Here is a 20,629-nt window from a genome sequence, read left to right as displayed (position 1 = left end):
CCGGCCCGCCCGGACGACGCTCCGGACGTGACCGCAAGACCGCGTGGCGTTGCACCTGAGCTTGGTCAGGCGATGCCGCCGTTGCTGAACAGGACCTGGCCGTTGACCCAGCGGCCACCGGGCCCGGCCAGGAACGCGACGGCCTCGGCGATGTCGTCGGGGGTGCCGAGGCGTTCCAGCGGCGCGGCGGAGGCGATCTGCTCGACCAGCTGCTCGCTCTTGCCCGCCAGGAAGAGCGGCGTGGCCGTGGGGCCGGGCGCCACGGCGTTGACGGTGACGTCGCGCCCGCGCAGCTCGCGGGCGAGGATCAGCGTCATGGCCTCGACCGCGCCCTTGGTCGCGGCGTAGGCGGCGTAGGACGGCTGCTGCAACCGCGTGACGGACGTCGAGAAGTTGATCAGCGCGCCGCCGGGCCGCAACCGGCGGGCGGCGAGCTGCGAGACGGCGAACGTGCCCCGGACGTTGACCCGGTGCATGCGGTCGAAGTCGTCGATGTCCATCTCGGCCAGGGGCGACAGCAGCATGATCCCGGCGGTGTTGACGACCACGTCGATACCGCCGAAACGTTCCTCGGTCAGGTCGAAGAGCCGCGCCATCTCCGCCGGGTCGGCGACGTCGCCGGGCGCGGCGAAGGCCGTGCCACCGGCGGCGGTGATCGATTCCACGACCCGCTCGGCCTTCTCGCGACTGCCCGCGTAGTGGACGGCGACGGCCGTGCCGTCGGCGGCGAGCCGCTGCGCGACCGCGCCGCCGATGCCGCCGGAACCGCCGAGCACGATCGCGGCGCGGGCGGGGTGGTGTCCTTCGGTGGCCATGAGGGCTCCCTCCTTGATGTGGACAACTTGTACATTAATACTTTGTGGACCGATTGTCCATATCCCGCTGCCACCGGCACGGTACGGTGAGCATTAGTGGACAAGGAGTACACATATGAGCCGAGCCGACCCTCCCGCGCCGCCCGCCCTCAAGCCGGGCCGGGGCCGCCGTCCCGCCGAGGACGTGCGCCGGGCCGTTCTGGCGGCGGCGGCCGAGCTGCTGCTCGCCGAGGGCATGCCCGGCATGACCTTCGCGAAGATCGCCGCTAGCGCGGGCGTGAGCAGGATGACCCTCTACAAGTGGTGGTCGTCGCCGGGCAGCCTGGCGTTCGAGGCGTACTTCACCGTCTTCGAGGAGACCTTGGCCTTTCCCGACACCGGCGACATCCGGCGCGACCTGACCGCGCAGCTGCACAGCTTCGTGGACCTGCTGCGCCGCAACGGCCCCGTCATCGCGGGGATCTTCGGGGCCGCGCAGAGCGACCCGGACCTGGCAGAGGCACTCTCAACGCAGTACGTCCGCAAGCGCCGACGGCTCGCCGTGGACCGCCTCGCCGCCGCCCAGTGCGCGGGCCAGCTCCGCGCGGACGCCGACCTGGAAACGATCGTCGACCAGCTCTGGGGAGCCTGCTACCACCGCCTGCTCATGCCGGCCCAGCCCCTGGACACCGACTTCGCCGACCGGCTGCTCGCCAACCTCTTCTCCGGCGTGGCCGCACCCCGGGAGCAGCCCGACGGATGACGCGCCGCACAGGACGCCTTCGGCGTCGTGCGGCTCAGATCTCGGGCAGGGACGGGTCGGGCGTCCAGGGGGCGGGGGCGGTGATGGCCCAACGTTCGTGGTCCCGCCAGGCCCCGTCGATGTAGAGGTAGCCGGGCGACAGCCCTTCGTAGTGGAAGCCCAGCCGCCGGACCAGGGCCAGGGACGCCTCGTTCGCCGACTGGATGTTGGCTTCGAGCCGGTGGAGCCGCAGATCGTTGAAGGCGTACCGCAGGGTGGCGACGAGCCCTTCGGTCATGTACCCCCGCCCGGCGGACGGGGTGAAGGCCGCGTAGCCGAGGGAGGCGCCCTGGTAGCGGCCCCGGATGATCGAGTTGATGTTGACCATGCCGGCGGCCGCGCCGGTCTCGCGGACGCGGACCAGGAAGCCCAGGTTGGTGCCGTCGTCGAAGCGGCGCATCCAGGCCCGGAACTCCCGCGCGGTCGCGGGCAGCTGCATCCATGGCCGGTGCAGCCCGGCGCTGGCCTGCACGAGCGAGCAGAACTCGTCCTGGTCGGAGCGGGTGAGCGGGTGTAGTTCGATCCGGGGCGGCGGCTCAGACACGGATCAAGGTTAGGGCCTGCGAGCGGTGGATCAGCGGGACGCCCCTGGTGCGGGCCGACCGTCGGTCAGGACGGTCGGGGCGGGGCCCTGTGACAGTTGTGATCACTGTGGCGCTGTGCGGATGAGACCGACCGTGCTTCGGGCCGTACGGCCCGGCCATCCTGGGAGCCTCTGTGCCGACCGATTCCCCGTCCACGCCGATCCGCCTGCTTTCCGTGGCGACGCTCACCTGCCTGGGCATCGCCGTCCTGGGCGCCTGCGAGTTCCCGCCGAACGACAAGGCGGACGCCAAGCGACGGGAACCGGCGAAGACGGCGCCGCCCGCCGCGCCGATCCCCGCGCTGGCCGAGGCCGAGGTCACGTCGGTGCTGGCCCGTTTCGCGCTCCAGTCCAACCTCGCGCGCAAGCGGCTCGACCCGAAACTGGCCGCGACGTCGTTCACCCAGTCGTCACTGCAAATGGAGACCGCCAAGTACCGGGTCTTCAGGACCAACAAGACCCGGATCGCCTCGGTGCAGTACGGGCAGGTGCTCGGGGCCTCTCCCCTGTTCTCCGGCCATCCCCGCTGGTTCTTCGCCGCGCTGACCGACCGCGTCAAGCCCGTCACCCGCGACATCGTCGTCTTCGTCCAGCAGGGCCCCGGCCAGCCCTGGCGCGCGGCCTACACGCCCCTCGCCACCAAGCCCACGCAGGGGCCGCTGGGGCCGGGGATCGACGTCGCGGACAACCCCGAGGTCGTTCCCGTCCAGGACCCGTCTCTCGCGCTGTCTCCCGACCAGGTCCCGGTCGCCCTCGCGCAGGTGCTCAACCGAGGGGTGCGCACACCGCAGGCCAAGGGCTTCGTCCTGCCCACGTGGGTCAGGTCCAGGGCGGGCAGCCCGCGCACGGACCGCGCCGCGATGAAGCGCAGCGGCTGGGACCTCACCGGCGGCTACGCCGCTTCGCAGCAGCCGGTGTACGCGGTCCGCACCAAGTCCGGCGGCGCGCTGGTCTGGTCGGCGGTGGAGGACCACCGGCGCTACCGCAAGAGCGGGGCGGGCAATCCGATGACCTGGAGTCACCGCAGCTGGGGAGACCTGCTGAAGCCGTTCATCGGGCGGTCCAAGGAGCAGCGTGCGCTCACGACCGTGGAGCGGTACGAGGTGCTCGCCTACGTGCCTCCGAAGGGCAAGGGACGTGTCCGCCTGCTGGCCGACCGGTGGGCGGCCATCGACGTCCGAGCGCGCTGACCAGTCCTCCGGCGGTCAGTTCCGGGCGCGTCTCGTCTCGTAGGCGGCGCGCGCCCGGGGCAGCAGCGCCCGCCAGACCGGCCGCCACACCCGGCCCGGCAGAAACCGGCTGCGCTCCTCCAGCGCGACCCGCCCGCGCGGGTGCCCCTTCCAGCCGCTCGATCCGGCGTCGTAGTCCCGGCGGTACTCGATCAGGCAGACGTGCTTGACGTTCTTGTAGCCGTAGTGCGCCGGGGCGACCAGCCGCAGCGGCGCGCCGGAGTCGCCGTCCAGGGACGCACCGTCGAGCCGGTCGGCCAGCAGCACGTCCGGCGCGAGCGCGTCCTCCAGCGCCAGCGTCGCGCGGAAGCCGTCGAGCCCGGTGAACGCCACCCAGCGCGCGCCGCGCACTCCGACGCGTTCGGCCAGGGCCTCGTGCACCGCCGCGAACGGCGCGCCGGACCAGCGCAGGTCCGGTGCGCTCCAGGTCGTGACGCAGTGCAGGTCGGCCCGGCGCTCCACCCGTTCGGCGAGCCCGGTCAGCTCGGCGGCCGCGAGCTGGGCGGGCCGCCGCACGAGGCCCGTGACGGTGACGGCGGGCCGGTCGGGCACCTCGGGCCGCACCGCGAACTCGGGCAGCCCGAACGGGACGTGCGCGGCGGCCCGCTGGCCGGATGGCAGGCCCATGGCCCCTCCTCGTTTTAGAGACGACTCTCTATTATGGGAGACCCTACCCTTGGCTCCCATGGGACGACCACCCCGCCACGACGAGGACACCCTCCTCGACGCCGCCGTCGCGCTGGCCGCCGAGCACGGCCCCGGCGGCGTCACCGTCACCGCCGTGGCGCGCGCGGCCGGGGCGCCGAGCGGTTCGGTCTACCACCGCTTCCCGAGCGCGGCCGCGCTGACGGCGGCACTGTGGCTACGCACCCTGGAGCGTTTCCAGGAAGGGGTGCTCGACGCGCTGCGCCACTCCCCCGAGCACGCCGCCCGCCACGTGGTCGCCTGGTGCCGCACCCATCCCGCCGAGGCCCGCATCCTCCTCTACGGCGGCACGGACTTCGGCGAGGCCGGGTGGCCGCCCGAGGCCCGCGACCGGCTCCGGGCCGCCAACGCCCGGCTCGCCGACGCCCTCGGCTCCGACGAGCGCCTGCTTCTGGCCGTCGTCGACGTCCCTTACGCGATCGTCCGCCGCCACCTGCGCGCGACGGGAACGATCCCCGCCGCCGCAGAGGACCTGGCGGCCGAGGCCGCAGCGGCACTACTGCCGGACTGACGTCGGGTGCCGCCGCCTGCGCGTCCTCGCGTCGAGACAGCGCGGCATCTCGGGGCCGGAGTCGAGGTGAACCTCCAGACCGAGATGCCGGTCGGCCGGCGGCACCGGTGGCAGACGCCCAGTGCGCAAAACCGGTTGCGGCATACGGAAACCGTTTCACGTCGGCGACCGGGAAAACGATCGATTTTCGCCCCGCCGCATCCGGTGGATCACACTGCGTTCCAGCGCGGGGCGCCGCCTCACCCGCCGTCGGGCGCTCCTGAAATGCGGATGGCCCCCGACCACGCTTGCGCTGGTCGAGGGCCGTTCCCACAGATAGGGCGGGCACAGGATGCGAACGACGGCGAATTACCGGCCATCGCTCTATGACTCGCCCATCGATTTGCCACTGCCGCCTACAGCCGCAAATCGCCGAGCGTACCCGGCTAGTTCCATTCGGCGAGTTCCGTATAGTCGTTCCAGATGTAGCCCTTAATTCCGGTACAGCAGTCCGAGTGCCACCACAGGTTGCCGGCGCTGTTCACGCAGCGCTTGTCGATGCGGAAAAGCTGCCGGTACTTCCACTTGGCTATCACCGGGGACGACCCCGAGTAGCTGGTGTGCACCGCGGCCGAGCCGACGATGACCCGCCTGACGTGCGGCGTCCAGTTCGAGCAGGAGGCCGTGATCGCGGCGCCCTGCTGGCTCGCCGCCGCGCTCGGAACGGAAAACGCGGCGGGCGCCGTGACCGCCATGGTCGCCGCGGCCGTGACGGACAGGACCCGATTGGCCGTCTTTCGCATTTCGAGCTCCCTTCGGAGGTTCTGGACGAGTTGATCATCCGTCCGCCATGATCGTCTGTCAAGACCTCATTCGAGGTCCGCTTCCATGACCCGCCTGTCGGCGAACCGAGGGGGGCGACTTTCCAAATCACCGCTCGCCGACAAGTACGCGACCGGCGACTTCAAGGCGACATCCCGGGAAGTCTGACTTGACAGTCAGGCTTGACTTTCGCGTCCACAGAATCGATCTCTAAAAAACAGGAGTGTCGCAATCCAATTAACACACCGAAGGCCACGCAGAGATTCTCAAAAGAGCCCCCGCCCAGCAGGAAACAAGTCGATCGGCCTCCATTCCTCGCCCCCAAGGCGGCGCGTGAAGACGAGGCGTCACCCCACCACCGGCGCGGCATCGCCGAGGTGCGCACCGAGGCGACCGGCCCCCGCTGACTAGACGGGTAAGGACGCTCCAGCCGCGCCACGGCCGCGTGAGGATCCGCGGCCCTGGACGTACGGCGGATACTCGCAGACCGGCCGGTCGCGGTGCGGCTGCCCTACGACACCGCCCAACAAAGCCCTACTGCTCGGAGGGGCGCGGGCCGAGGCCGTCCAGGAGCACGGCGAGGTAGGCGTCGACCAGCGCGGGCGAAGGCGGCCGGGCACGAGCGACGCCCAAGGCGGTGTGGCCGATCAGTGTGGTGACGAGGGCGGCGTCGAGGTCGGCGCGGACCTCGCCGTCGCGCTGCGCGCCCGCGGCCATCTCCTCCATCGCCGCGGCCAGTTCGGCGCGCAGGGCGGTGGTGTCGGGCAGGTCCAGCCCACCGAGCTGGTCGTTGATGGCGTGGTGGGCGGCCTGGAAGTCGATCAGCTCGCGCAGGAAGGTGCGCAGGGCCTGGCAGGGCGTGGTCTGGGCAAGCAGATCGCGGGCGCGTCCGACGACGGGTTCGAGCAGCCGCGCGACGGCCGCGTCCAGCAGGGCGTCCTTGGCCCACTGGCTGGCCCGGCACGGCTTCCGGCCCACGGTCGTGGAACGCACGCCCGCCCTGCGCGCCGGCGGCACCGGGGTGGACGTGCGCGACGACGCGGTCGCGGTGGTCGAGCGCATGGGGCTCATGGCGCGGGTGCGGGAACTGGCCGCCGACGTGCACGGCATGAAGTTCGTCGACGCCGCCGACCGCGCGGTCGCCCGGCTCGGCACCCGCGACCCGGGCGCGGTCGAGATCATGCGCGGTGACCTGGTCGCGCTGCTGCACGAGGCGACCCCGGACGTGGAGGTCCTGTTCGGCGACGCGATCCGCGCCCTGGAGCAGGACGGGGACGGCGTCGCGGTCGCCTTCACCCGCCTTGCCCTGCTCAAAGCCGCCGGTGTGGTGGAACGCCGCCTCCAGGCCAGGAACGCCCGGCCCTTGCGCGACTACCGCCTGAGCACCACCACGGGATGAGTGACGGTTCTGTCCGTCACCCGGCCTAGCCTGGATACATGGCCGAGTACAGGCGGACGCGAGCGGCACCGGCGCTGCGCGGGCTGGTGTCCGGGTACGCGGGGTATCGCTGGTCCGGCGCGCCGGGGGTGCACCACGGGCTGCCGTCCACGCATCTGACGCTCATCGTCTGCCTGTCCGGCACGGTCGACTTCGTCGGGCCCCGGCCCGCGTCCCTGGTGTCCGCCGCCGGTGGGCTGCACGACGCACCAGTCATGATGACGCACGACGGTTTTCAGCACGGCCTGCAACTGGACGTGACCTGGCGGGGCGCGCGGGCCCTGCTGGGACTGCCCGCCGGGGAGCTGGCCGGGGACGTGGTCGGCCTGCCGGACCTGCTCGGCGATCGGGCCGGTGAGCTGGTCGAACGGCTGGCCGCCGCGCCGACGTGGCGGCACCGGTTCCGGCTGCTGGACACCACATTGTCCGGGCTCGTCGATGACGGCCGCCGCGAGCCACCGGCCGAGGTGGCGCAGGCGTGGCGGCGGCTGGTCGAGACCTTCGGGAACCTACAGATCGGCGCGCTCGCCCAAGAGGTGGGCTGGAGCCGTCGGCACCTCAACAACCGGTTCCAGCACGAGATCGGCCTGACGCCGAAGGCCGCGGCCCGGGTGATCCGCTTCGAGCGCGCCCGCCGCCTGCTGCGCTCCCCGGCGCGGCCGTCGCTGATCGACACCGCCGTCGGGTGCGGCTACGCGGATCAGGCCCACCTGGCGCGGGACTTCCGCGCCCTCGGGGGCCTCACCGCGACGCAGTGGCTGGCGGAGTTCCCATCCGTCCAAGACGTGGGTGTGGCTCCTGACGACGATGGGTCACATGACGCAGAACAACGGTGTTGACCGTCCTTCGGTATGGCCCTGCCTCTCCTTCCACGACGCGGAGATCTCGATCAAGTTCCTCGTCGACGCGTTCGGGTTCGTGGAGCGGTTCCGCCACGCCGAGGACGACGCCCTGCACGTGGAGCTGGGCTGGCCGTCCGGCGCGGGCGGGGTCATGATCGGCGCGCTCGCCGCGGCCGACGCGTGCGCCCAGCCGTCCGGCGGCGGCTCGATCTACGTGGTGACCGACGACCCGGACGCCGTCTTCGCCCGCGCGACCGCGGCGGGGGCGAAGGTCGTACGGGAGCTCCAGGACGAGGGCTACGGGAACCGCACCTTCAGCGTGCGCGACCCGGAGGGCAACCTCTGGAGCTTCGGGTCCTATCCCGGCCGCTAGACCACAGGAACACGCACTTTCACGTTTGGAGTTGTCGATGGTCGTTCGCCGTGTCGTGCCCAACATCCGGTCCGGGGCCCTGCCGGAGAGCCGGGAGTTCTACGGGCTGCTGGGCTTCGAGGAGGCCATGGACCTCGGCTGGATCATGACGCTGGCCGCCCCGTCCAGCCCGACGGCGCAGGTCAGTTTCATCACCGAGGACCGGACCGCGCCGGTCGTGCCGGACATGAGCGTCGAGGTGGACGACGTGGACGCCGTCTACGCGGCCGTGCGGGAGAGCGGCGCGGAGATCGTGCACCCCCTGCAGGACGAGGAGTGGGGCGTGCGCCGGTTCTTCGTCCGCGATCCCAACGGCCGGGTGGTCAACGTGCTGGGCCACCGCTGACGTCACGCGCCGCTCAGGCCGGGCCGAGCAGGTCCCACCGGTTGCCCGCGATGTCGAGGAACACCGCGACGCGGCCGTAGGGCTCGCTGCGGGGCGAGGTGACGAACTCGACGCCGGCCGCCGCCATGCGCTCGTGGGCGGCGTCGAAGTCGTCGACGCGCAGGAAGAACCCGACGCGTCCGGCGGCCTGCCCGCCGACGACGGCGGCCTGCCTCGGGCCGTCGGCGCGGGCGAGCAGGATGCCGGTCTGCGCGCCGGGCGGCCGGACGACGACCCACCGTTTCGGGCGGCCGTCGTTGGTCCGCGACGGCGAGTCCTCGACCAGGTCGAAGCCCAGGGCGCGGGTGAAGAAGTCCAGGGCGTCGTCGTAGTCGTCCACCACGATCGTGACCAGTTCGAGCCGCATCGCACGATCGTAGAGGCCCGTGGCCAACGCCCGGCCGCCCGCTCCCCTTCTCAAGATTTTTCATGCTCAGGGCCAACTCTTCCCGGTTCCAGCAGCGAATATCGGAGGGAGGGCGGTCCGGAACGACCGCCGGTTGCGCGAGGAGCGAGGGATGAACGAACCGCTGGAGGCGGCGGGTCCGGGCGGCGACGACCTGACCGACATCATCGAGTTGCCGGAGGTCGTGCACCAGGCGGCGGGGATGACGTCGGTGCAGCTGGCCATTCCGATCCGGAACGCCTACGGCCGGCTCGCCGGGTACGCCCGGCAGTGCGGACGGCCGGTGGAGCAGATCGCCGCGGACATCGTGGAGTGGCGGCTCCAGTGGAACGGCGGGCGGCCTCCGGAGCGGCGGGCCGACGCCACCGGCTGAGACCGGCCCGCCCGCACGGCCCCTCGATCACCTGGACGGAGGCGGACGCGACCCCGCGTCCCCGCCGTGCCCGCTTCCGGCAAAACACGGCAAGGCAGGCGGGCTTTCCGGCGACGTCGTACCGGGTGCGGCACTTTTCCAGCACGCACCCTCCCCATCCCCTACATTGCTGTTTGCGCACAGAAGCGCACCACAAGTGAACAGCCGTATCGCGATCTCTCGTGTCGTCCAGACCTCGCGCCACGCCGGAGACCGGTCCGGTGGCCCGCAACGCCCCCGCCTCCGGCGCCGAGCGCCGGGGCGGTCGCGCCGCAGGCCGCCGGTGACCCCTTCCGATCACCAGCGCACGGGAACCACCTCATGGACGACTCTCTGAAGCTGTCGACCCGGTACGTCGACACCGCCCTGACGATCGCCGTGGCCGGGGACCTGGACTTCGCCACCGCCCAGCAGCTCCTGGGCTGCCTGGACAGCGTGCTCGCCCAGCTGGCCCGCCAGCGGAGCAACGGCAACGGTGTCGGCACCGTCGAGCGGCTCGACATCGACACCAGCGGCATCACCTTCATCGACGCCTACGGCCTGGGCGTGCTGGTCACCCTCCGCAACCGCGCCCGCGGGCACCGGCTCCCGCTGCGGCTGACCGCCGTCCCGCCCGCGGTGCACCGGCTGCTGACCATCACCGGCACGCGGGACCAGTTCCTCTCCGGCAGCGAGAACGGCCGGGACGCCAGGCCGCGCTCCCTGTCCTGACCGGGCACCGGCCCCCGCCCGGCCCCGGCCGACCTGGGCACCGCCCCGCCCGCCGGGCGGCGGCCGTCGCGGGCGGAGGGGTCGGCGGCGCTCTGCCGTAAGTCCGTTCCGCCCCTCTCTACACCGTCCTCCCCCGGGGAAATGGGTGTCAGACCCGATGGGTTTCCCGCCGCCGATCGCCCATGGTGGAGATCGGTCCCCGGAACGGAGGGGACCGGGCCTTGTGAGGTTCTGCCGGAAAGGGGCCGAGGACCGATGACCACGAACGTGGAGCGCGGCGTTTCCAGCGTGGACGCCGCGGTGCGGGACGCGCGGCGACGCCTGGAGCAGGAGCGGGGTGCCCGCGCCGCGCAGCTGGCCGCGCTGGAGCAGGCGGTGGGACAGGTCCCGGTGGAGCAGGTGGAGGAGTCCGACCGGACGCGCGCGGAGAACCTGCGGCAGAGCCTGGCGGAGATCGACGGCGCGTTGGGACGCCTCCAGGACGGCACCTACGGCAGGTGCGAGGGGTGCGCCAAGGACATCCCGGCCGGACGGCTGGAGATCCTGCCGTACGTGCGCTACTGCGTCCGCTGCCAGGGGCGGCACGACCGTGCGTTCCGCTGACCCCGGCGTGCGGGACGCGTCCGGACGGCTCGACGGCTGGCGGGTGCTGGTCCCCCGCGCCGCCCACCAGGGGCAGGAGTTGTCCTGGTGGTTGCGGCGGTTCGGCGCGGTGCCCTGGCGGATACCGGTGATCGCCATCGAGCCGCCCGCCGACGCGGCGCCGCTCGACCGGGCGATCGCCGGGCTGCGGCGCGGCGACTACGGGTGGACGGTGTTCACCTCCGTCAACGCGGTGCGCGCGGTCCACCGGCGGTTGTCCGCCTGCGGCCTGCCCGCGCAGGCGCTGAGCGTCGCGCGGGTGGCGGCGGTCGGTGACCGCACGGCGGCGGCGCTGGCGCGCCTGGGCGTGCGCGCCGACCTGGTGCCCTCCGGCGAGCAGTCCGCCGAAGGGCTGCTGGAGTGCTGGCCGGCCGAGCCGCCGGGACGGGTGCTGCTGCCGCGTTCCGACCTCGCCCGCGACACCCTCGTCCACGGGCTGGAGCGGCGCGGCTGGCGGTGCGATCCGGTCGTCGCCTACCGCACGGTGGCGGCGGCCCCGCCGTCGGCGGGCGTCGTCGCGGCGATCGCGGGCGGCGCGTGCGACGCGGTGGCGTTCACCTCGTCCTCGACGGTCCGCCACCTGCTGGAGCTGACCGGGCCCCCGCCGCCGGCCACGGTGATCGCGGCGATCGGGCGGCAGACCGCCGAGACCGCCGCCGGGTACGGGCTGGAGGTCCACGTGACCGCGCCCGTGCCGTCGGCGGGCGAGCTGGCCGCCGCGCTGGCGCGGTACGCCGCCCCGTCCCGAGGCGCGCACCTGCGCCTCCTGAGCCGGACCTCCTGATCCTCCTTGCCGGGAGGTCCTCTGACGCCGCCGGGACCGCCGGCGATCTTTCACCCCGTACGAAGGATCCCCGGGGCCCACGGGCCCGGCGGCGTCGCCCAACCCGAACAGGCCCGTGCCCGTCATGCGAGTGACGGGCACGGGCCTGTCTCACACGAGGCGGACGGTGGTGCGGCCGGAGACGGTGGCGCGGACCTCGTCGTAGTGCCCCGCCTGCTCGACCCACCAGACGCGGTCGGCCAGCACCACGGGCCGCACCCGCTGCACGCGGGCGGGACGCCAGTGGCGGTGGCGCAGGAGGACCACCTCGACCGGGGCGTTCCCCAGCACGCCGTAGGCGAGGGTGACGGTGCCGACCGCCGACGGGCCGAAGGGGCGGGCGAGGCGGACATGGTGCGCGCCCAGCACCGACTGCCCCCGGTCGGAGCCGGTGGCGGCGAGCAGGGAGTGGGTCAGCGGCGACCCGCCGAGGGGTCCCACCACCAAGCGGTCGGGGCGGTCGCCGTCGTAGTGGAGACGGGCGGTCCAGCCGGTGAGCGGCAGGTCCGCGTGGGTGATCAGGTCGTGGTCCATCAGGTTGCACCTCTCGTTCAGGGGCGGACGAGCGGCTTCCGCAGCCGGGCGATCGCCTCGGGGGTGCCCGTGGCCACCACGGCGTCGCCGTGCCGGAGGCCGAGGTCCGGCGGGGGCGCGGCAAGGGTCCGGTCGTCGCGCAGCACGGCCACGATGGTCGCGCCCGTGCCCGCGCCGATGTCGTCCAAGCGGCGGCCGTACCACGGCGAACCGGCGGTGACGGGGATGCGCACCACCTGCGTGCCCGCCGTGCCCCGCGCCGGGTCGGAAGATCCGTTCGCGGCCGCCGCGCGGGCCTGGGGCGGTACGGCGGCCGGGTCCGGTAGATGGTCGATCACCGTCGGCAGGCCCAGCAGTTCGGCGACGGTCCGGGGCTCGGTCCCGGTCAGCGCCACCGACAGCAGCACCTGCCGGGGGTCGCGGGGATGGTAGACCACCAGGTCGCGGCGCCCGTCGCGGTGCGCCACGACGGCGGCCCGCTGGCCGCCGGCGGTGGTGAAGGCGTACGCCACCCCGACCCTGGGCAGCACTGTCCGGTCAAGCAGCATCGACGACTCCTCGCTCGAAACGATCGCCCCGGGCGCCGGTACGCGGGCCCGGGGCGCGGCGGGCGGGCGGCCCGGTGGGACGGCTCAGCGCCGCGCCGCCGCCGGGGACGGCCGCCGCAGCTCGCACGGCACGCAGCGGCGGGCCTCGGGCATGATCTCCAAGCGGTCCGGCAGGATCGGCTCGGCGCAGTCGGCGCACAGGCCGTAGGTGCCCGCCGCCAGCCGGGACAGCGCGGCCTCGTTGTCGGCCACGGCGCGCCGGAGCCCGGCGTACCGGGCCAGGGCGGCCGCGTCGGCCGCGCCCTCGGCGATGATCAGACGGACCGTCAGCAGGTGGCGCCGCCGCTCCAGCCGCTCGCGGGCGCGCGGCGCCCCGCCCGGCGGAACGCCGTCCGGCCCGGGGCCGCCCGGCCGGTCAACGCCGGCCGTACGCCGTGCCGCACCGCTCGCCTTCATCGCGCAACACTCCCTCCGCCCCCCGGCGAGCCCCTCGCGGGCTCCGCGCCCGCTTCCGCCAGGACGCGCGTGAAATCGGGGTCGTACGTTCAACTATGGGCGTCGGCAGAAGGAGCCACCATCGGCAGCAGCACCCATTTACCGGCTCCCGAACCTGTAGGCGCGGCGGCCCCACCGGGGCTTTCGGGCGCGAACATGAGGATCGTCCTCGATCGCCCCCGGCGGCCGTACGCCTGCACCATGGACTCGGGGAGGGCACCTACCTTGGAAGGCGGACGGATCCAGTGCCAGCGGGCACGCGTCCAGCACGCGGACCGACGACGACCGGCCCGATGACCATGGACCGAGGGGGCGCACGGCCGGTGGGGCTGTTCTGGCGGGTGTTCTGGCTGAACACGCTGGTGGGGGCGGTGGCCACCGTGCTGCTGATGGTGGGACCGTGGACGGTGTCGGTGCCGATCCGGCTGACCGAGGCGCTGGTGCTGGTGGCGGGGCTGGCGGTGATGCTGACCGCCAACGCCCTCCTGCTGCGCTGGGGGCTGGGCCCGCTGGACCGGCTGAACCGCATGATGACCACCGTCGACCTGCTGCGGCCCGGCCAGCGGCTGCCGGTGACCGGCAGCGGCGAGGTCGCCACGCTCATCGACACCTTCAACCACATGCTCCAGCGGCTGGAGACCGAGCGCGGCACCAGCAGCGCCCGCGCCCTGTCGGCGCAGGAGGCCGAGCGCCGCCGCATCTCCCGGGAGCTGCACGACGAGCTGGGGCAGAGCCTGACCGCGCTGCTGCTGGACCTGAAACGCCTCACCGACCAGGCCCCCGAGCCGCTGCGCCGGGAGCTGGGCTACACCCAGGAGATCGCCCGCGAGAGCGTGGAGGAGGTCCGCCGCATCGCCCGCCGCCTGCGCCCCGACGTGCTGGAGGACCTGGGGCTGACCAGCGCGCTGACCTCGCTGGCCACCCAGTTCGACACCCACACCACCCTGCGGGTGCGGCGGCGGCTGCATCCGGGCCTGCCGCCGCTGGCCCCGCAGACCGAGCTGGTGTTGTACCGGGTCGCGCAGGAGGCGCTGACCAACGTCGTCCGCCATTCGGGCGCGACCGTCGCCGACCTCACCCTGGCCCCGTCGGGGGACGGCGTGCTGCTGAGCGTCGAGGACGACGGCAAGGGCATGGACGGCGCGGGCGAGGAGGCCGGGATCCGCGGCATGCGCGAACGTGCCCTGCTGGTCGGCGGCACCCTCCAGCTGCACTCCGAACCCGGCCGGGGCACCCGTCTCACCCTGTACGTGCCGACCGGGCCTGCTAAGGACTTCCCATGACCACCGCTCCGACCCGCATCCTGCTGGCCGACGACCACGCCCTGGTGCGCCGCGGCGTCCGGCTCATCCTGGAGGGCGAGCCCGACCTGACCGTGGTCGCCGAGGCCGCCGACGGCGCGGAGGCGATCGCGTTGCTGCACGGGGCCGACGCCGTCGAGGCCGACCTGGTGGTGCTGGACGTGGCGATGCCGCGCATGACCGGCCTCCAGGCCGCCCGCGAGTTGTCCCAGCGGCGGCCTGACCTGCGCATCCTCTTCCTCACCATGCACGACAACGAGCAGTACCTGTTCGAGGCGCTCAAGGCCGGGGCCGCCGGGTACGTCCTGAAGTCGCTCGCCGACCGCGACCTGATCCAGGCGTGCCGGGCGGCGATGCGCGGCGAGCCGTTCCTGTACCCGGGCGCGGTGAGCACGCTGATCCGCACCTACCTGGACCAGGCGCGGACCGAGCGGCCCGCCGACGCCGTGCTGACCCCGCGCGAGGAGGAGATCCTGAAGCTGGTCGCCGAGGGCCACTCCTCCCGGGAGATCGCCGACATCCTGGTGATCAGCGTCAAGACCGTCGACCGGCACCGCGCCAACCTGCTGGCCAAGCTCGGCATGAAGGACCGGCTGCAACTGGTGCGCTACGCGATCCGCACCGGCCTCATCGAGCCCTGACGAGGCGGTGCCGGTCCACAACCGTCGACATGATCGGCCTGCGATGATTTTCGGGCCCGGCCATGGTCGTATCAGGTGAGACGACGCCTTTTCACTACATCAGGAGCATCCGATGCGGAAGATCACCGCTGGTCTGTTCATCTCCCTCGACGGAGTCGTGGAGGACCCGCAGGACTGGCACTTCCCGTACTTCAACGACGAGATGGGCGCGGCCGTCGACGCCCAGCTCGGCGCGGCCGACACGTTGCTGCTCGGCCGCAAGACCTACGACAGCTTCGCCGGTGCGTGGCCGGACCGCGAGGCCGCGGGCGATGCCGACGCGGTGTTCGCCAAGAAGCTCGGCGACGCCCGCAAGATCGTGGTCTCGAACCAGGAGCTCGGCTTCACCTGGCGCAACTCCGAGCAGCTGCGCGGCGACCTGGTCGAGGCCGTCACCGCCCTGAAGAACGAGCCGGGCGGCGACATCGGGATGAGCGGTTCGGTGTCGGTCGTGCGCGCCCTGCTCGCCGCGGGCCTGCTGGACGAGCTGCACCTGCTGGTCCACCCGATCGCGGTCCGCAAGGGCATGCGCCTGTTCGAGGAGGGCGAGCCGCTGCCGCTGCGCCTGCTGTCGTCCACCGCCTTCACCACCGGCGTGCTGCACTCCGTCTACACCCTGGACGGCCAGGACCACACCGGGGGCTACGAGGAGGCGCGGGAGCACCTGCCGCAGGACCAGGCGGCGCAGGTCACTTCGTAGGGGTCAACCGTTGCAGGCCCGCGAGGGCCTGGTGCCAGCACGCCTCCAGCCGGTCGAGTTCGGGGACGACGTTGTCGGCGAGCAGCGACGCGGTGACCTTGGGCCCGTACTGCGTCAGCGCGATGACGATGTGCTGGCCCGGAGCCAGGGGCGGGCAGGGCAGGAAGTCGCGGACCGGACTCCCCAGGACGGTGAGTCCGGGCGCCACCCGGACGGTCGTGACCACCATCGCCAGGTAGCAGGGATCGGTGAAGCGGGTGAACAGGACCCGCGCCACCGGATAGGACATGAACCGCTCCAGCGCGCGACCCCGGGCGCGGTGGCGCAGGATGCGGCGCGCCTGGGTCTGGGCGACGATGCTCTCAAGCTGCCGCTGCGGCGACTCCTGCTCGCAGGCCAGGACCACCGGCAGCACCGCGACATGGTTGCCCAGGGCCCCGTCGCGGTCGGGCGAGCGCAGGTTCACCGGCATCGCCACCGCCAGCCCGCGCCGGTCGTTGGCGGGGGCCGTCCGGGACCAGTCCCGGGGCGTCCAGGCGCGCAGGGCTCCGGTGAGAGCGGCCAGGCACACCTGGTTGACGCTGGCGCCGGTGCTGTGGGCGACGGCTTCCAGCGTCCGGGAGTCGAGCTCGAAGGTGCGCAACGTCCGGTGGCGGGTCAGCGGGCCCCGGATCGGGGACCATCGGGCGCAGCGCCGTAGCGGTAGGCCCAGGTCGAAGGGCTGGTGTTTCGGCTTCGCCTTGGCGGGGCCCGGGGCCTTGCGCGGAATGGGCCTGCTGCCGGGCCGCGCCAGCCGCCGGTTGCCGAACAGGGTCTCCAGGGTGGCGGTGACCGACATGCCGTCCTGGAACATGTGGTGGGTCCGGTAGCACAGCAGGTACTGGTCACTGGCGTAGCCGTGCACCAGGGTCAGCGCCCACAACGGCCGATCCGGCGGCAGAGGGCGGCGCATGACCGCTGCGGCGGCCGCCAGCGCGTCGGCGCTGGGCCGCAACGGCATCTCCTCGACGTGCGCGGCGACGTCGACGCCGAGTCCTGACACCGGTTCCCACCAGCGGCGACGGTGGCCGAGCCGGTATTCGAGCACCGGAGCGTGCTGGATGCGTCCCGCGACGTGGTCCCGCAACGACGCCAGGGATGGGGGCGGGCCGTCCACGCGCATGATCGCGCCGATGTGCATGTGCGATTCGTCGGCCCCCTGCTCGGCCATCCAACCTACGACGCGGTCCAGGGCGGTGAGCCGGACCGCCTGGTCCGACTGCCGAGCGCGTGGAAAACCCACGATCACGCCCTCTCGTCCGCCCCTGTCCCCGACAGGGGCACCGCTGGGCCGCGCGTTCACGGCACGTTCGCCGTGAACCTCGCACCCCAGGTACCTCACCGCTCGCACCCACCGCTTAACGCTCCATCCGGCGGCAGGCCCCTCACCTGACGGCCAACACACGCAGACCACTTCGCCACCTGCGGTCACACGTTCCGGTCAGGGATCGAAGCGCTGCCGGGTACGCGCGGGTCCAGCCGCACATCCCGCCGCCCGGACGGGCGGTACCGCCACCGGCCGCGCAAATGTGCTTGTCCGCCGTTCCGCTGCCGCACTACCGTGCCGGGGTGGATCTGTTCTCACGCTCTTGGGCGGCGTTGCGCGCGGCGGTCGACGAACTCTCCGACGAGGACTGGGAGCGGCCGTCCGGCTGCACCGGCTGGCTGGTGCGCGACCTGGTGTGCCACCTGGTCATCGACGCCCAGGACGTCCTGATCACGCTGGTCACGCCCGCCGACGGCGAGCCGACCGTCAACGCCGTCACCTACTGGGAGCTGGTCGATCCCCCGACCGGCGAGGACCCGCTCGACGCGCTGGTCCCCCGGCTGGCCGCCGCGTACGGCGAGCCCCGGTGGCTCAGGTTTCACTTCGACGATGTCGGCTCCGCCGCCGGGCGCGCCGCCGTGCTCGCCGACCGGGACGCCCGCGTCCGCACCCGCGACCAGGTGCTGACCGCGGGCGACTACCTGTCGGCGTACGTCATGGAGTGGACGCTGCACCACCTCGACCTGGTCATGCACCTGCCGTCGGCCGCCGGACCGCCCGCCGAGACCCTCGCGGCCGCCCGCGCGTCACTGGAGGAGATCGCCGGGGCCCCGTTCCCAGCGTCGTTCTCCGACGCGGACGCGCTGCTGGTCGGGACCGGGCGCCGGGCCGCGACGGACGCCGAGCGCGGCGCGCTGGGCGAGCTGGCCGCCAAGATCCCGTTCGTGCTCGGCTGAGCGGATGGACGACACCGGCGGCGTCATCAGGAAGCTGGACAGCAAGGTCGTCTACGAGAACCCGTGGATGACCGTGACCGAGGACCGCATCGAGCGTCCGGACGGTTCGCTCGGCCTCTACGGGGTCGTCCACAAGCCCGACTTCGCGCTCGTCATCCCCGCCGAGGGCGACGGCTTCCACATGGTCGAGGAGTACCGCTACCCGATCGGTCGGCGGACGTGGAACTTCCCGCAGGGCACGATGCCGGGTGGGCAGCAGGCCGATCCCGAGGAGCTGGCCCGGCTCGAACTCGCCCAGGAGACCGGCCTGCGCGCCGGGGAGCTGCGCCATCTCGGCTACCTGAACTGCGCGCACGGCACCAGCGGCCAGGGCTACAACGTCTTCCTCGCCACCGGCCTGGAGCGGGGCGACCGCGACCGGGAGATCGAGGAGCAGGACATGCGGCAGGCGTGGATCTCCCGCGCCGAGTTCACCGCGATGGTGGAGGACGGCCGCATCACCGACGACTCCACCCTCGCCGCCTACGCGCTCATGCTGATGAAGGGTTTGTAGCGGCTTCGCCCTCACCTCGCGTCGTGCGCCGCTCGTTGGCGCGGAACGTCCAGCGCGTCCCGCACCGCGGCGCGGCGGTATGTGCCGGGCGCGACGCCGTACGCGCGCTTGAACGCCTTCGCGAAGGCGAACTCCGACGTGTAGCCGACCCGCTCGGCCACGTTCCTGAGCGGGGCGTCGGACTCTCGGAGCATGCGGCCCGCGCTGGTCATCCGCCACCACGTCAGGTACGCCACCGGCGGCTCCCCCACGAGCGCGGTGAACCGCTGGGCGAACACCGACCGGGACAGGCCGCTCCGCGCCGCCAGCCGCTCCACCGTCCAGGGGTGGCCCGGCCGGGCGTGGATGTCCCGCAGCGCCTGGCCGATCGCGCCGTCGGCGAGCGCCTGCGCCCATCCCGCCGAGGCTGCGCGCTCGTCCGCCCAGGTGCGCAGGATGTAGAGCAGCATCGCGTCGACCAGGGAGGGGACGATGCCGTCGCGGCCGGGCCGGTTCTGGTCGAGTTCGGTCGCGAGCAGGCCGACCAGGTGGGCGAGCTCGCCGTTCCGGTCGGGGCGCGCGGGCAGGTGCACGATCTCCGGCAGCTCCCTCATCAGCGGATGCGGCCGGGTGCGGTCGAGCTGGTAGGCGCCGCAGAGCAGGATGGAGCGCGTTCCGGGGCCGTCGATGCGGACGTGACCGATCGGTGAGTCCGGATCGGAGCGGTCGGGGACGAAGTCGACCAGCGGTGTGTCCGGGGCGTCGGCGAGGGCGTGCGCGCTGCCTTCACGCAGAAAGACGACGTCGCCCGGCCCCAGCTCCAAGGGCTCGGCCCCGTCGGTCAGCAGGCGGCAGGTGCCGTGGAGGACGACGTGGAAGGTCGTGCCGGTGACCGCTGAGAAACGCAGGCCCCACGGAGCCTGGACGTCGGTGCGGGCGGCGCGGGTGCGGCCCGTCCGCATGGCGGCGAGCGCGTCGGAAAGTACGTCCACGATTCTCGGAGTCTAAGACATGAATCCCGGACTGACAGGCATTCATCGTCCTGGTTTTGTTCCGTAGCTTCGTCACCAGACACCCGATCCGAAAGAGGGAGACGATGACCGTTCTGGTGCTGGGAGCGACGGGCAAGACCGGCCTATCTGTGGTGGACGCCCTGGTGGCGCGCGGCGTCCGGGTCCGCGCGGCGAGCCGCAACCCGGGACCGGCGAGCGCCGGTGTCGAGCCGGTGCGCTTCGACTGGGCGGACCGAGCGACCTGGGGACCGGCGCTGCGCGAGATCGACGGCCTGTACATCGTCGGCCCGTACGCCCTGCCCGGCGAGCCCGCCCTCGTCCGCGACCTGCTGGCCGCCGCGCCCCACGCGAGCCGGGTCGTGCTGCTGTCGGTGCTGGGGGTCGACCGGCTGCCCGACGTGATCCCGATGGCCGTGTGGGAGGCGGACGTGCGCGCCTCGGGCAAGGAGTGGACCATCCTGCGGCCGAACTGGTTCCAGCAGAACTTCGGCGAGGGCTTCGGGACGCTCCTCCGCGAGAACGGCATGCTCGCGCTCCCGGCCGCCGACGCCGAACTGGGCTTCGTCGACACCCGCGACATCGCGGAAGTGGCCGCCGCCGCGCTGACCGAGGAGGGGCACGCGGGCGAGACCTACATCCTCACAGGCCCCGAGGCGCTGATGTACGACCAGGTGGTGCGGGTTTTGGGTGAAGCGGCGGGCCGGGAACTGCGCTACATCCCCATCTCCGCCGACCAGTTCGCGGACGGGCTGCGGGAAGCCGGTCTGGACGAGGGGTCGATCACCTGGCAACTGGGCCTGTTCCGGCTGATCCGTGAGGGCACGAACGCTCTGGTGAATGACACCGTCGAACGGATCACCGGACGTCCGGCGCGCTCCCTGAAGTCCTACGCGAGCGAGAACGCGGCTCTCTGGGGCTCCGGCCCGCAAGCGTGATCCGCCGCCTGCGCGGTCGTCCCGGTGCCAGGCACCGGGACGACCGCGCAACCTGTCGGCCGCTGGTCACCGGCCGTCCGTTAGAGGAGGATCTGCCCGAGCACGCCGCTGCGAGATCCGTCCCCGAGGGAGC

28 protein-coding genes are annotated in these 20,629 nt (G+C 72.8%); 17 read left to right on the top strand and 11 right to left on the bottom strand.

The genetic code is table 11. The features are described 5' to 3' along the window. Positions 1-65 precede the first annotated feature (65 nt). On the bottom strand, positions 66-815 hold the full coding sequence (locus AH6_RS12760) for an SDR family oxidoreductase (protein ID WP_067478848.1): 750 nt from the start codon (positions 813-815) through the stop codon (positions 66-68). A gap of 115 nt (positions 816-930) precedes the next feature. Between AH6_RS12760 and AH6_RS12755 the strand changes: the two genes are divergently transcribed. Next, positions 931-1,557, top strand: coding sequence for a TetR-like C-terminal domain-containing protein (locus tag AH6_RS12755; protein ID WP_067478845.1), 627 nt, complete (start codon positions 931-933; stop codon positions 1,555-1,557). A 34-nt stretch (positions 1,558-1,591) separates the two neighbouring features. Here the strand turns inward: AH6_RS12755 and AH6_RS12750 are convergent, their stop codons facing one another. Then, positions 1,592-2,140 carry a GNAT family N-acetyltransferase gene (locus AH6_RS12750; RefSeq protein ID WP_067478842.1) on the bottom strand — a complete coding sequence of 183 codons (549 nt, stop codon included), beginning with the start codon at positions 2,138-2,140 and terminating at the stop codon, positions 1,592-1,594. A gap of 173 nt (positions 2,141-2,313) precedes the next feature. Between AH6_RS12750 and AH6_RS12745 the strand changes: the two genes are divergently transcribed. Continuing rightward, on the top strand, positions 2,314-3,369 hold the full coding sequence (locus AH6_RS12745; RefSeq protein ID WP_067478839.1) for a DUF8094 domain-containing protein: 1,056 nt from the start codon (positions 2,314-2,316) through the stop codon (positions 3,367-3,369). A gap of 15 nt (positions 3,370-3,384) precedes the next feature. Here AH6_RS12745 and AH6_RS12740 read toward each other — a convergent pair whose 3' ends face one another. Beyond that, positions 3,385-4,035, bottom strand: coding sequence for a molybdopterin-dependent oxidoreductase (locus AH6_RS12740; protein ID WP_067478836.1), 651 nt, complete (start codon positions 4,033-4,035; stop codon positions 3,385-3,387). Between the two features lie 58 nt (positions 4,036-4,093). Between AH6_RS12740 and AH6_RS12735 the strand changes: the two genes are divergently transcribed. After that, positions 4,094-4,624 carry a TetR/AcrR family transcriptional regulator gene (locus AH6_RS12735; protein WP_067478833.1) on the top strand — a complete coding sequence of 177 codons (531 nt, stop codon included), beginning with the start codon at positions 4,094-4,096 and terminating at the stop codon, positions 4,622-4,624. Positions 4,625-5,049: 425 nt separating this feature from the next. Here the strand turns inward: AH6_RS12735 and AH6_RS12730 are convergent, their stop codons facing one another. Together AH6_RS12730 and AH6_RS12725 are read right to left on the bottom strand one after the other, a co-directional pair. Beyond that, a complete protein-coding gene (locus AH6_RS12730; protein ID WP_067478830.1) occupies positions 5,050-5,406 on the bottom strand; it encodes a hypothetical protein in 357 nt (118 codons plus the stop codon). A gap of 553 nt (positions 5,407-5,959) precedes the next feature. Continuing rightward, positions 5,960-6,418: an SbtR family transcriptional regulator gene (locus AH6_RS12725; protein WP_157431428.1), complete on the bottom strand. Its 459-nt coding sequence runs from the start codon at positions 6,416-6,418 to the stop codon at positions 5,960-5,962. Between AH6_RS12725 and AH6_RS12720 the strand changes: the two genes are divergently transcribed. The 4 genes from AH6_RS12720 to AH6_RS12705 are packed head-to-tail and all read left to right on the top strand — an operon-like array spanning position 6,408 to position 8,463. Next, positions 6,408-6,824, top strand: coding sequence for a Rossmann-fold NAD(P)-binding domain-containing protein (locus AH6_RS12720; RefSeq protein WP_157431427.1), 417 nt, complete (start codon positions 6,408-6,410; stop codon positions 6,822-6,824). The two genes, AH6_RS12725 and AH6_RS12720, sit on opposite strands and share 11 nt — an antisense overlap. Before the next feature lie 38 nt (positions 6,825-6,862). Beyond that, positions 6,863-7,702: an AraC family transcriptional regulator gene (locus AH6_RS12715; RefSeq protein WP_067478823.1), complete on the top strand. Its 840-nt coding sequence runs from the start codon at positions 6,863-6,865 to the stop codon at positions 7,700-7,702. Continuing rightward, positions 7,680-8,078, top strand: a complete 399-nt coding sequence (locus AH6_RS12710; protein ID WP_067478820.1) for a VOC family protein — start codon at positions 7,680-7,682, stop codon at positions 8,076-8,078. The genes AH6_RS12715 and AH6_RS12710 overlap by 23 nt, the downstream gene beginning before the upstream one ends. 37 nt (positions 8,079-8,115) lie before the next feature. Continuing rightward, on the top strand, positions 8,116-8,463 hold the full coding sequence (locus tag AH6_RS12705) for a VOC family protein (RefSeq protein ID WP_067478817.1): 348 nt from the start codon (positions 8,116-8,118) through the stop codon (positions 8,461-8,463). Between the two features lie 13 nt (positions 8,464-8,476). Here the strand turns inward: AH6_RS12705 and AH6_RS12700 are convergent, their stop codons facing one another. After that, the gene (locus AH6_RS12700) at positions 8,477-8,869 is read right to left on the bottom strand and encodes a VOC family protein (protein ID WP_067478814.1); all 393 of its coding nucleotides are present in this window, start codon (positions 8,867-8,869) and stop codon (positions 8,477-8,479) included. A gap of 151 nt (positions 8,870-9,020) precedes the next feature. On the opposite strand from AH6_RS12700, the gene AH6_RS12695 reads away from it, so the two are divergent. The 4 genes from AH6_RS12695 to AH6_RS12680 all read left to right on the top strand — a co-directional run bounded on the left by AH6_RS12695 (position 9,021) and on the right by AH6_RS12680 (position 11,457). Further along, positions 9,021-9,281: an ANTAR domain-containing protein gene (locus AH6_RS12695; protein WP_067478812.1), complete on the top strand. Its 261-nt coding sequence runs from the start codon at positions 9,021-9,023 to the stop codon at positions 9,279-9,281. Between the two features lie 360 nt (positions 9,282-9,641). After that, positions 9,642-10,031 carry an STAS domain-containing protein gene (locus AH6_RS12690; RefSeq protein WP_067478809.1) on the top strand — a complete coding sequence of 130 codons (390 nt, stop codon included), beginning with the start codon at positions 9,642-9,644 and terminating at the stop codon, positions 10,029-10,031. A gap of 255 nt (positions 10,032-10,286) precedes the next feature. After that, positions 10,287-10,634: a TraR/DksA family transcriptional regulator gene (locus AH6_RS12685; RefSeq protein WP_067478805.1), complete on the top strand. Its 348-nt coding sequence runs from the start codon at positions 10,287-10,289 to the stop codon at positions 10,632-10,634. Further along, positions 10,621-11,457 (top strand): uroporphyrinogen-III synthase, encoded by an 837-nt coding sequence (locus tag AH6_RS12680; RefSeq protein WP_083982701.1) that lies wholly within the window; start codon positions 10,621-10,623, stop codon positions 11,455-11,457. The genes AH6_RS12685 and AH6_RS12680 overlap by 14 nt, the downstream gene beginning before the upstream one ends. 150 nt (positions 11,458-11,607) lie before the next feature. On the opposite strand, the gene AH6_RS12675 is transcribed toward AH6_RS12680, so the two are convergent. The 3 genes from AH6_RS12675 to AH6_RS12665 form a co-directional block, all read right to left on the bottom strand. Further along, positions 11,608-12,030 carry a hypothetical protein gene (locus AH6_RS12675; protein WP_067478799.1) on the bottom strand — a complete coding sequence of 141 codons (423 nt, stop codon included), beginning with the start codon at positions 12,028-12,030 and terminating at the stop codon, positions 11,608-11,610. 17 nt (positions 12,031-12,047) lie between these two features. Beyond that, positions 12,048-12,578: a cation:proton antiporter regulatory subunit gene (locus AH6_RS12670; RefSeq protein WP_067478796.1), complete on the bottom strand. Its 531-nt coding sequence runs from the start codon at positions 12,576-12,578 to the stop codon at positions 12,048-12,050. Between the two features lie 84 nt (positions 12,579-12,662). Beyond that, positions 12,663-13,034: a TraR/DksA family transcriptional regulator gene (locus AH6_RS12665; RefSeq protein WP_083982699.1), complete on the bottom strand. Its 372-nt coding sequence runs from the start codon at positions 13,032-13,034 to the stop codon at positions 12,663-12,665. A gap of 332 nt (positions 13,035-13,366) precedes the next feature. Between AH6_RS12665 and AH6_RS12660 the strand changes: the two genes are divergently transcribed. The 3 genes from AH6_RS12660 to AH6_RS12650 all read left to right on the top strand — a co-directional run bounded on the left by AH6_RS12660 (position 13,367) and on the right by AH6_RS12650 (position 15,754). Next, positions 13,367-14,356 carry a HAMP domain-containing sensor histidine kinase gene (locus AH6_RS12660; protein ID WP_245679291.1) on the top strand — a complete coding sequence of 330 codons (990 nt, stop codon included), beginning with the start codon at positions 13,367-13,369 and terminating at the stop codon, positions 14,354-14,356. Beyond that, positions 14,353-15,015, top strand: coding sequence for a response regulator (locus tag AH6_RS12655; RefSeq protein ID WP_067478790.1), 663 nt, complete (start codon positions 14,353-14,355; stop codon positions 15,013-15,015). Before AH6_RS12660 ends, AH6_RS12655 begins: the two co-directional genes overlap by 4 nt. A gap of 112 nt (positions 15,016-15,127) precedes the next feature. Then, positions 15,128-15,754: a dihydrofolate reductase family protein gene (locus tag AH6_RS12650; RefSeq protein ID WP_067478787.1), complete on the top strand. Its 627-nt coding sequence runs from the start codon at positions 15,128-15,130 to the stop codon at positions 15,752-15,754. Here the strand turns inward: AH6_RS12650 and AH6_RS12645 are convergent. Further along, positions 15,744-16,964 (bottom strand): wax ester/triacylglycerol synthase domain-containing protein, encoded by a 1,221-nt coding sequence (locus tag AH6_RS12645; RefSeq protein ID WP_157431426.1) that lies wholly within the window; start codon positions 16,962-16,964, stop codon positions 15,744-15,746. The genes AH6_RS12650 and AH6_RS12645 overlap by 11 nt on opposite strands. 398 nt (positions 16,965-17,362) lie before the next feature. Between AH6_RS12645 and AH6_RS12640 the strand changes: the two genes are divergently transcribed. Next, on the top strand, positions 17,363-18,016 hold the full coding sequence (locus tag AH6_RS12640; protein ID WP_067479146.1) for a maleylpyruvate isomerase N-terminal domain-containing protein: 654 nt from the start codon (positions 17,363-17,365) through the stop codon (positions 18,014-18,016). A gap of 4 nt (positions 18,017-18,020) precedes the next feature. Continuing rightward, positions 18,021-18,569 (top strand): NUDIX domain-containing protein, encoded by a 549-nt coding sequence (locus AH6_RS12635; RefSeq protein WP_067478781.1) that lies wholly within the window; start codon positions 18,021-18,023, stop codon positions 18,567-18,569. Positions 18,570-18,580: 11 nt separating this feature from the next. On the opposite strand, the gene AH6_RS12630 is transcribed toward AH6_RS12635, so the two are convergent. After that, on the bottom strand, positions 18,581-19,540 hold the full coding sequence (locus AH6_RS12630) for an AraC family transcriptional regulator (protein ID WP_067478778.1): 960 nt from the start codon (positions 19,538-19,540) through the stop codon (positions 18,581-18,583). Positions 19,541-19,644: 104 nt separating this feature from the next. Between AH6_RS12630 and AH6_RS12625 the strand changes: the two genes are divergently transcribed. Then, complete coding sequence (locus AH6_RS12625) at positions 19,645-20,496, top strand: SDR family oxidoreductase (RefSeq protein ID WP_067478775.1); 852 nt, start codon at positions 19,645-19,647, stop codon at positions 20,494-20,496. Positions 20,497-20,629 lie beyond the last annotated feature (133 nt).

Source organism: Actinomadura hibisca NBRC 15177, from assembly GCF_001552635.1.
Classification (GTDB): domain Bacteria; phylum Actinomycetota; class Actinomycetes; order Streptosporangiales; family Streptosporangiaceae; genus Spirillospora; species Spirillospora hibisca.
This window is presented reverse-complemented; position numbering and strand designations above follow the sequence as displayed.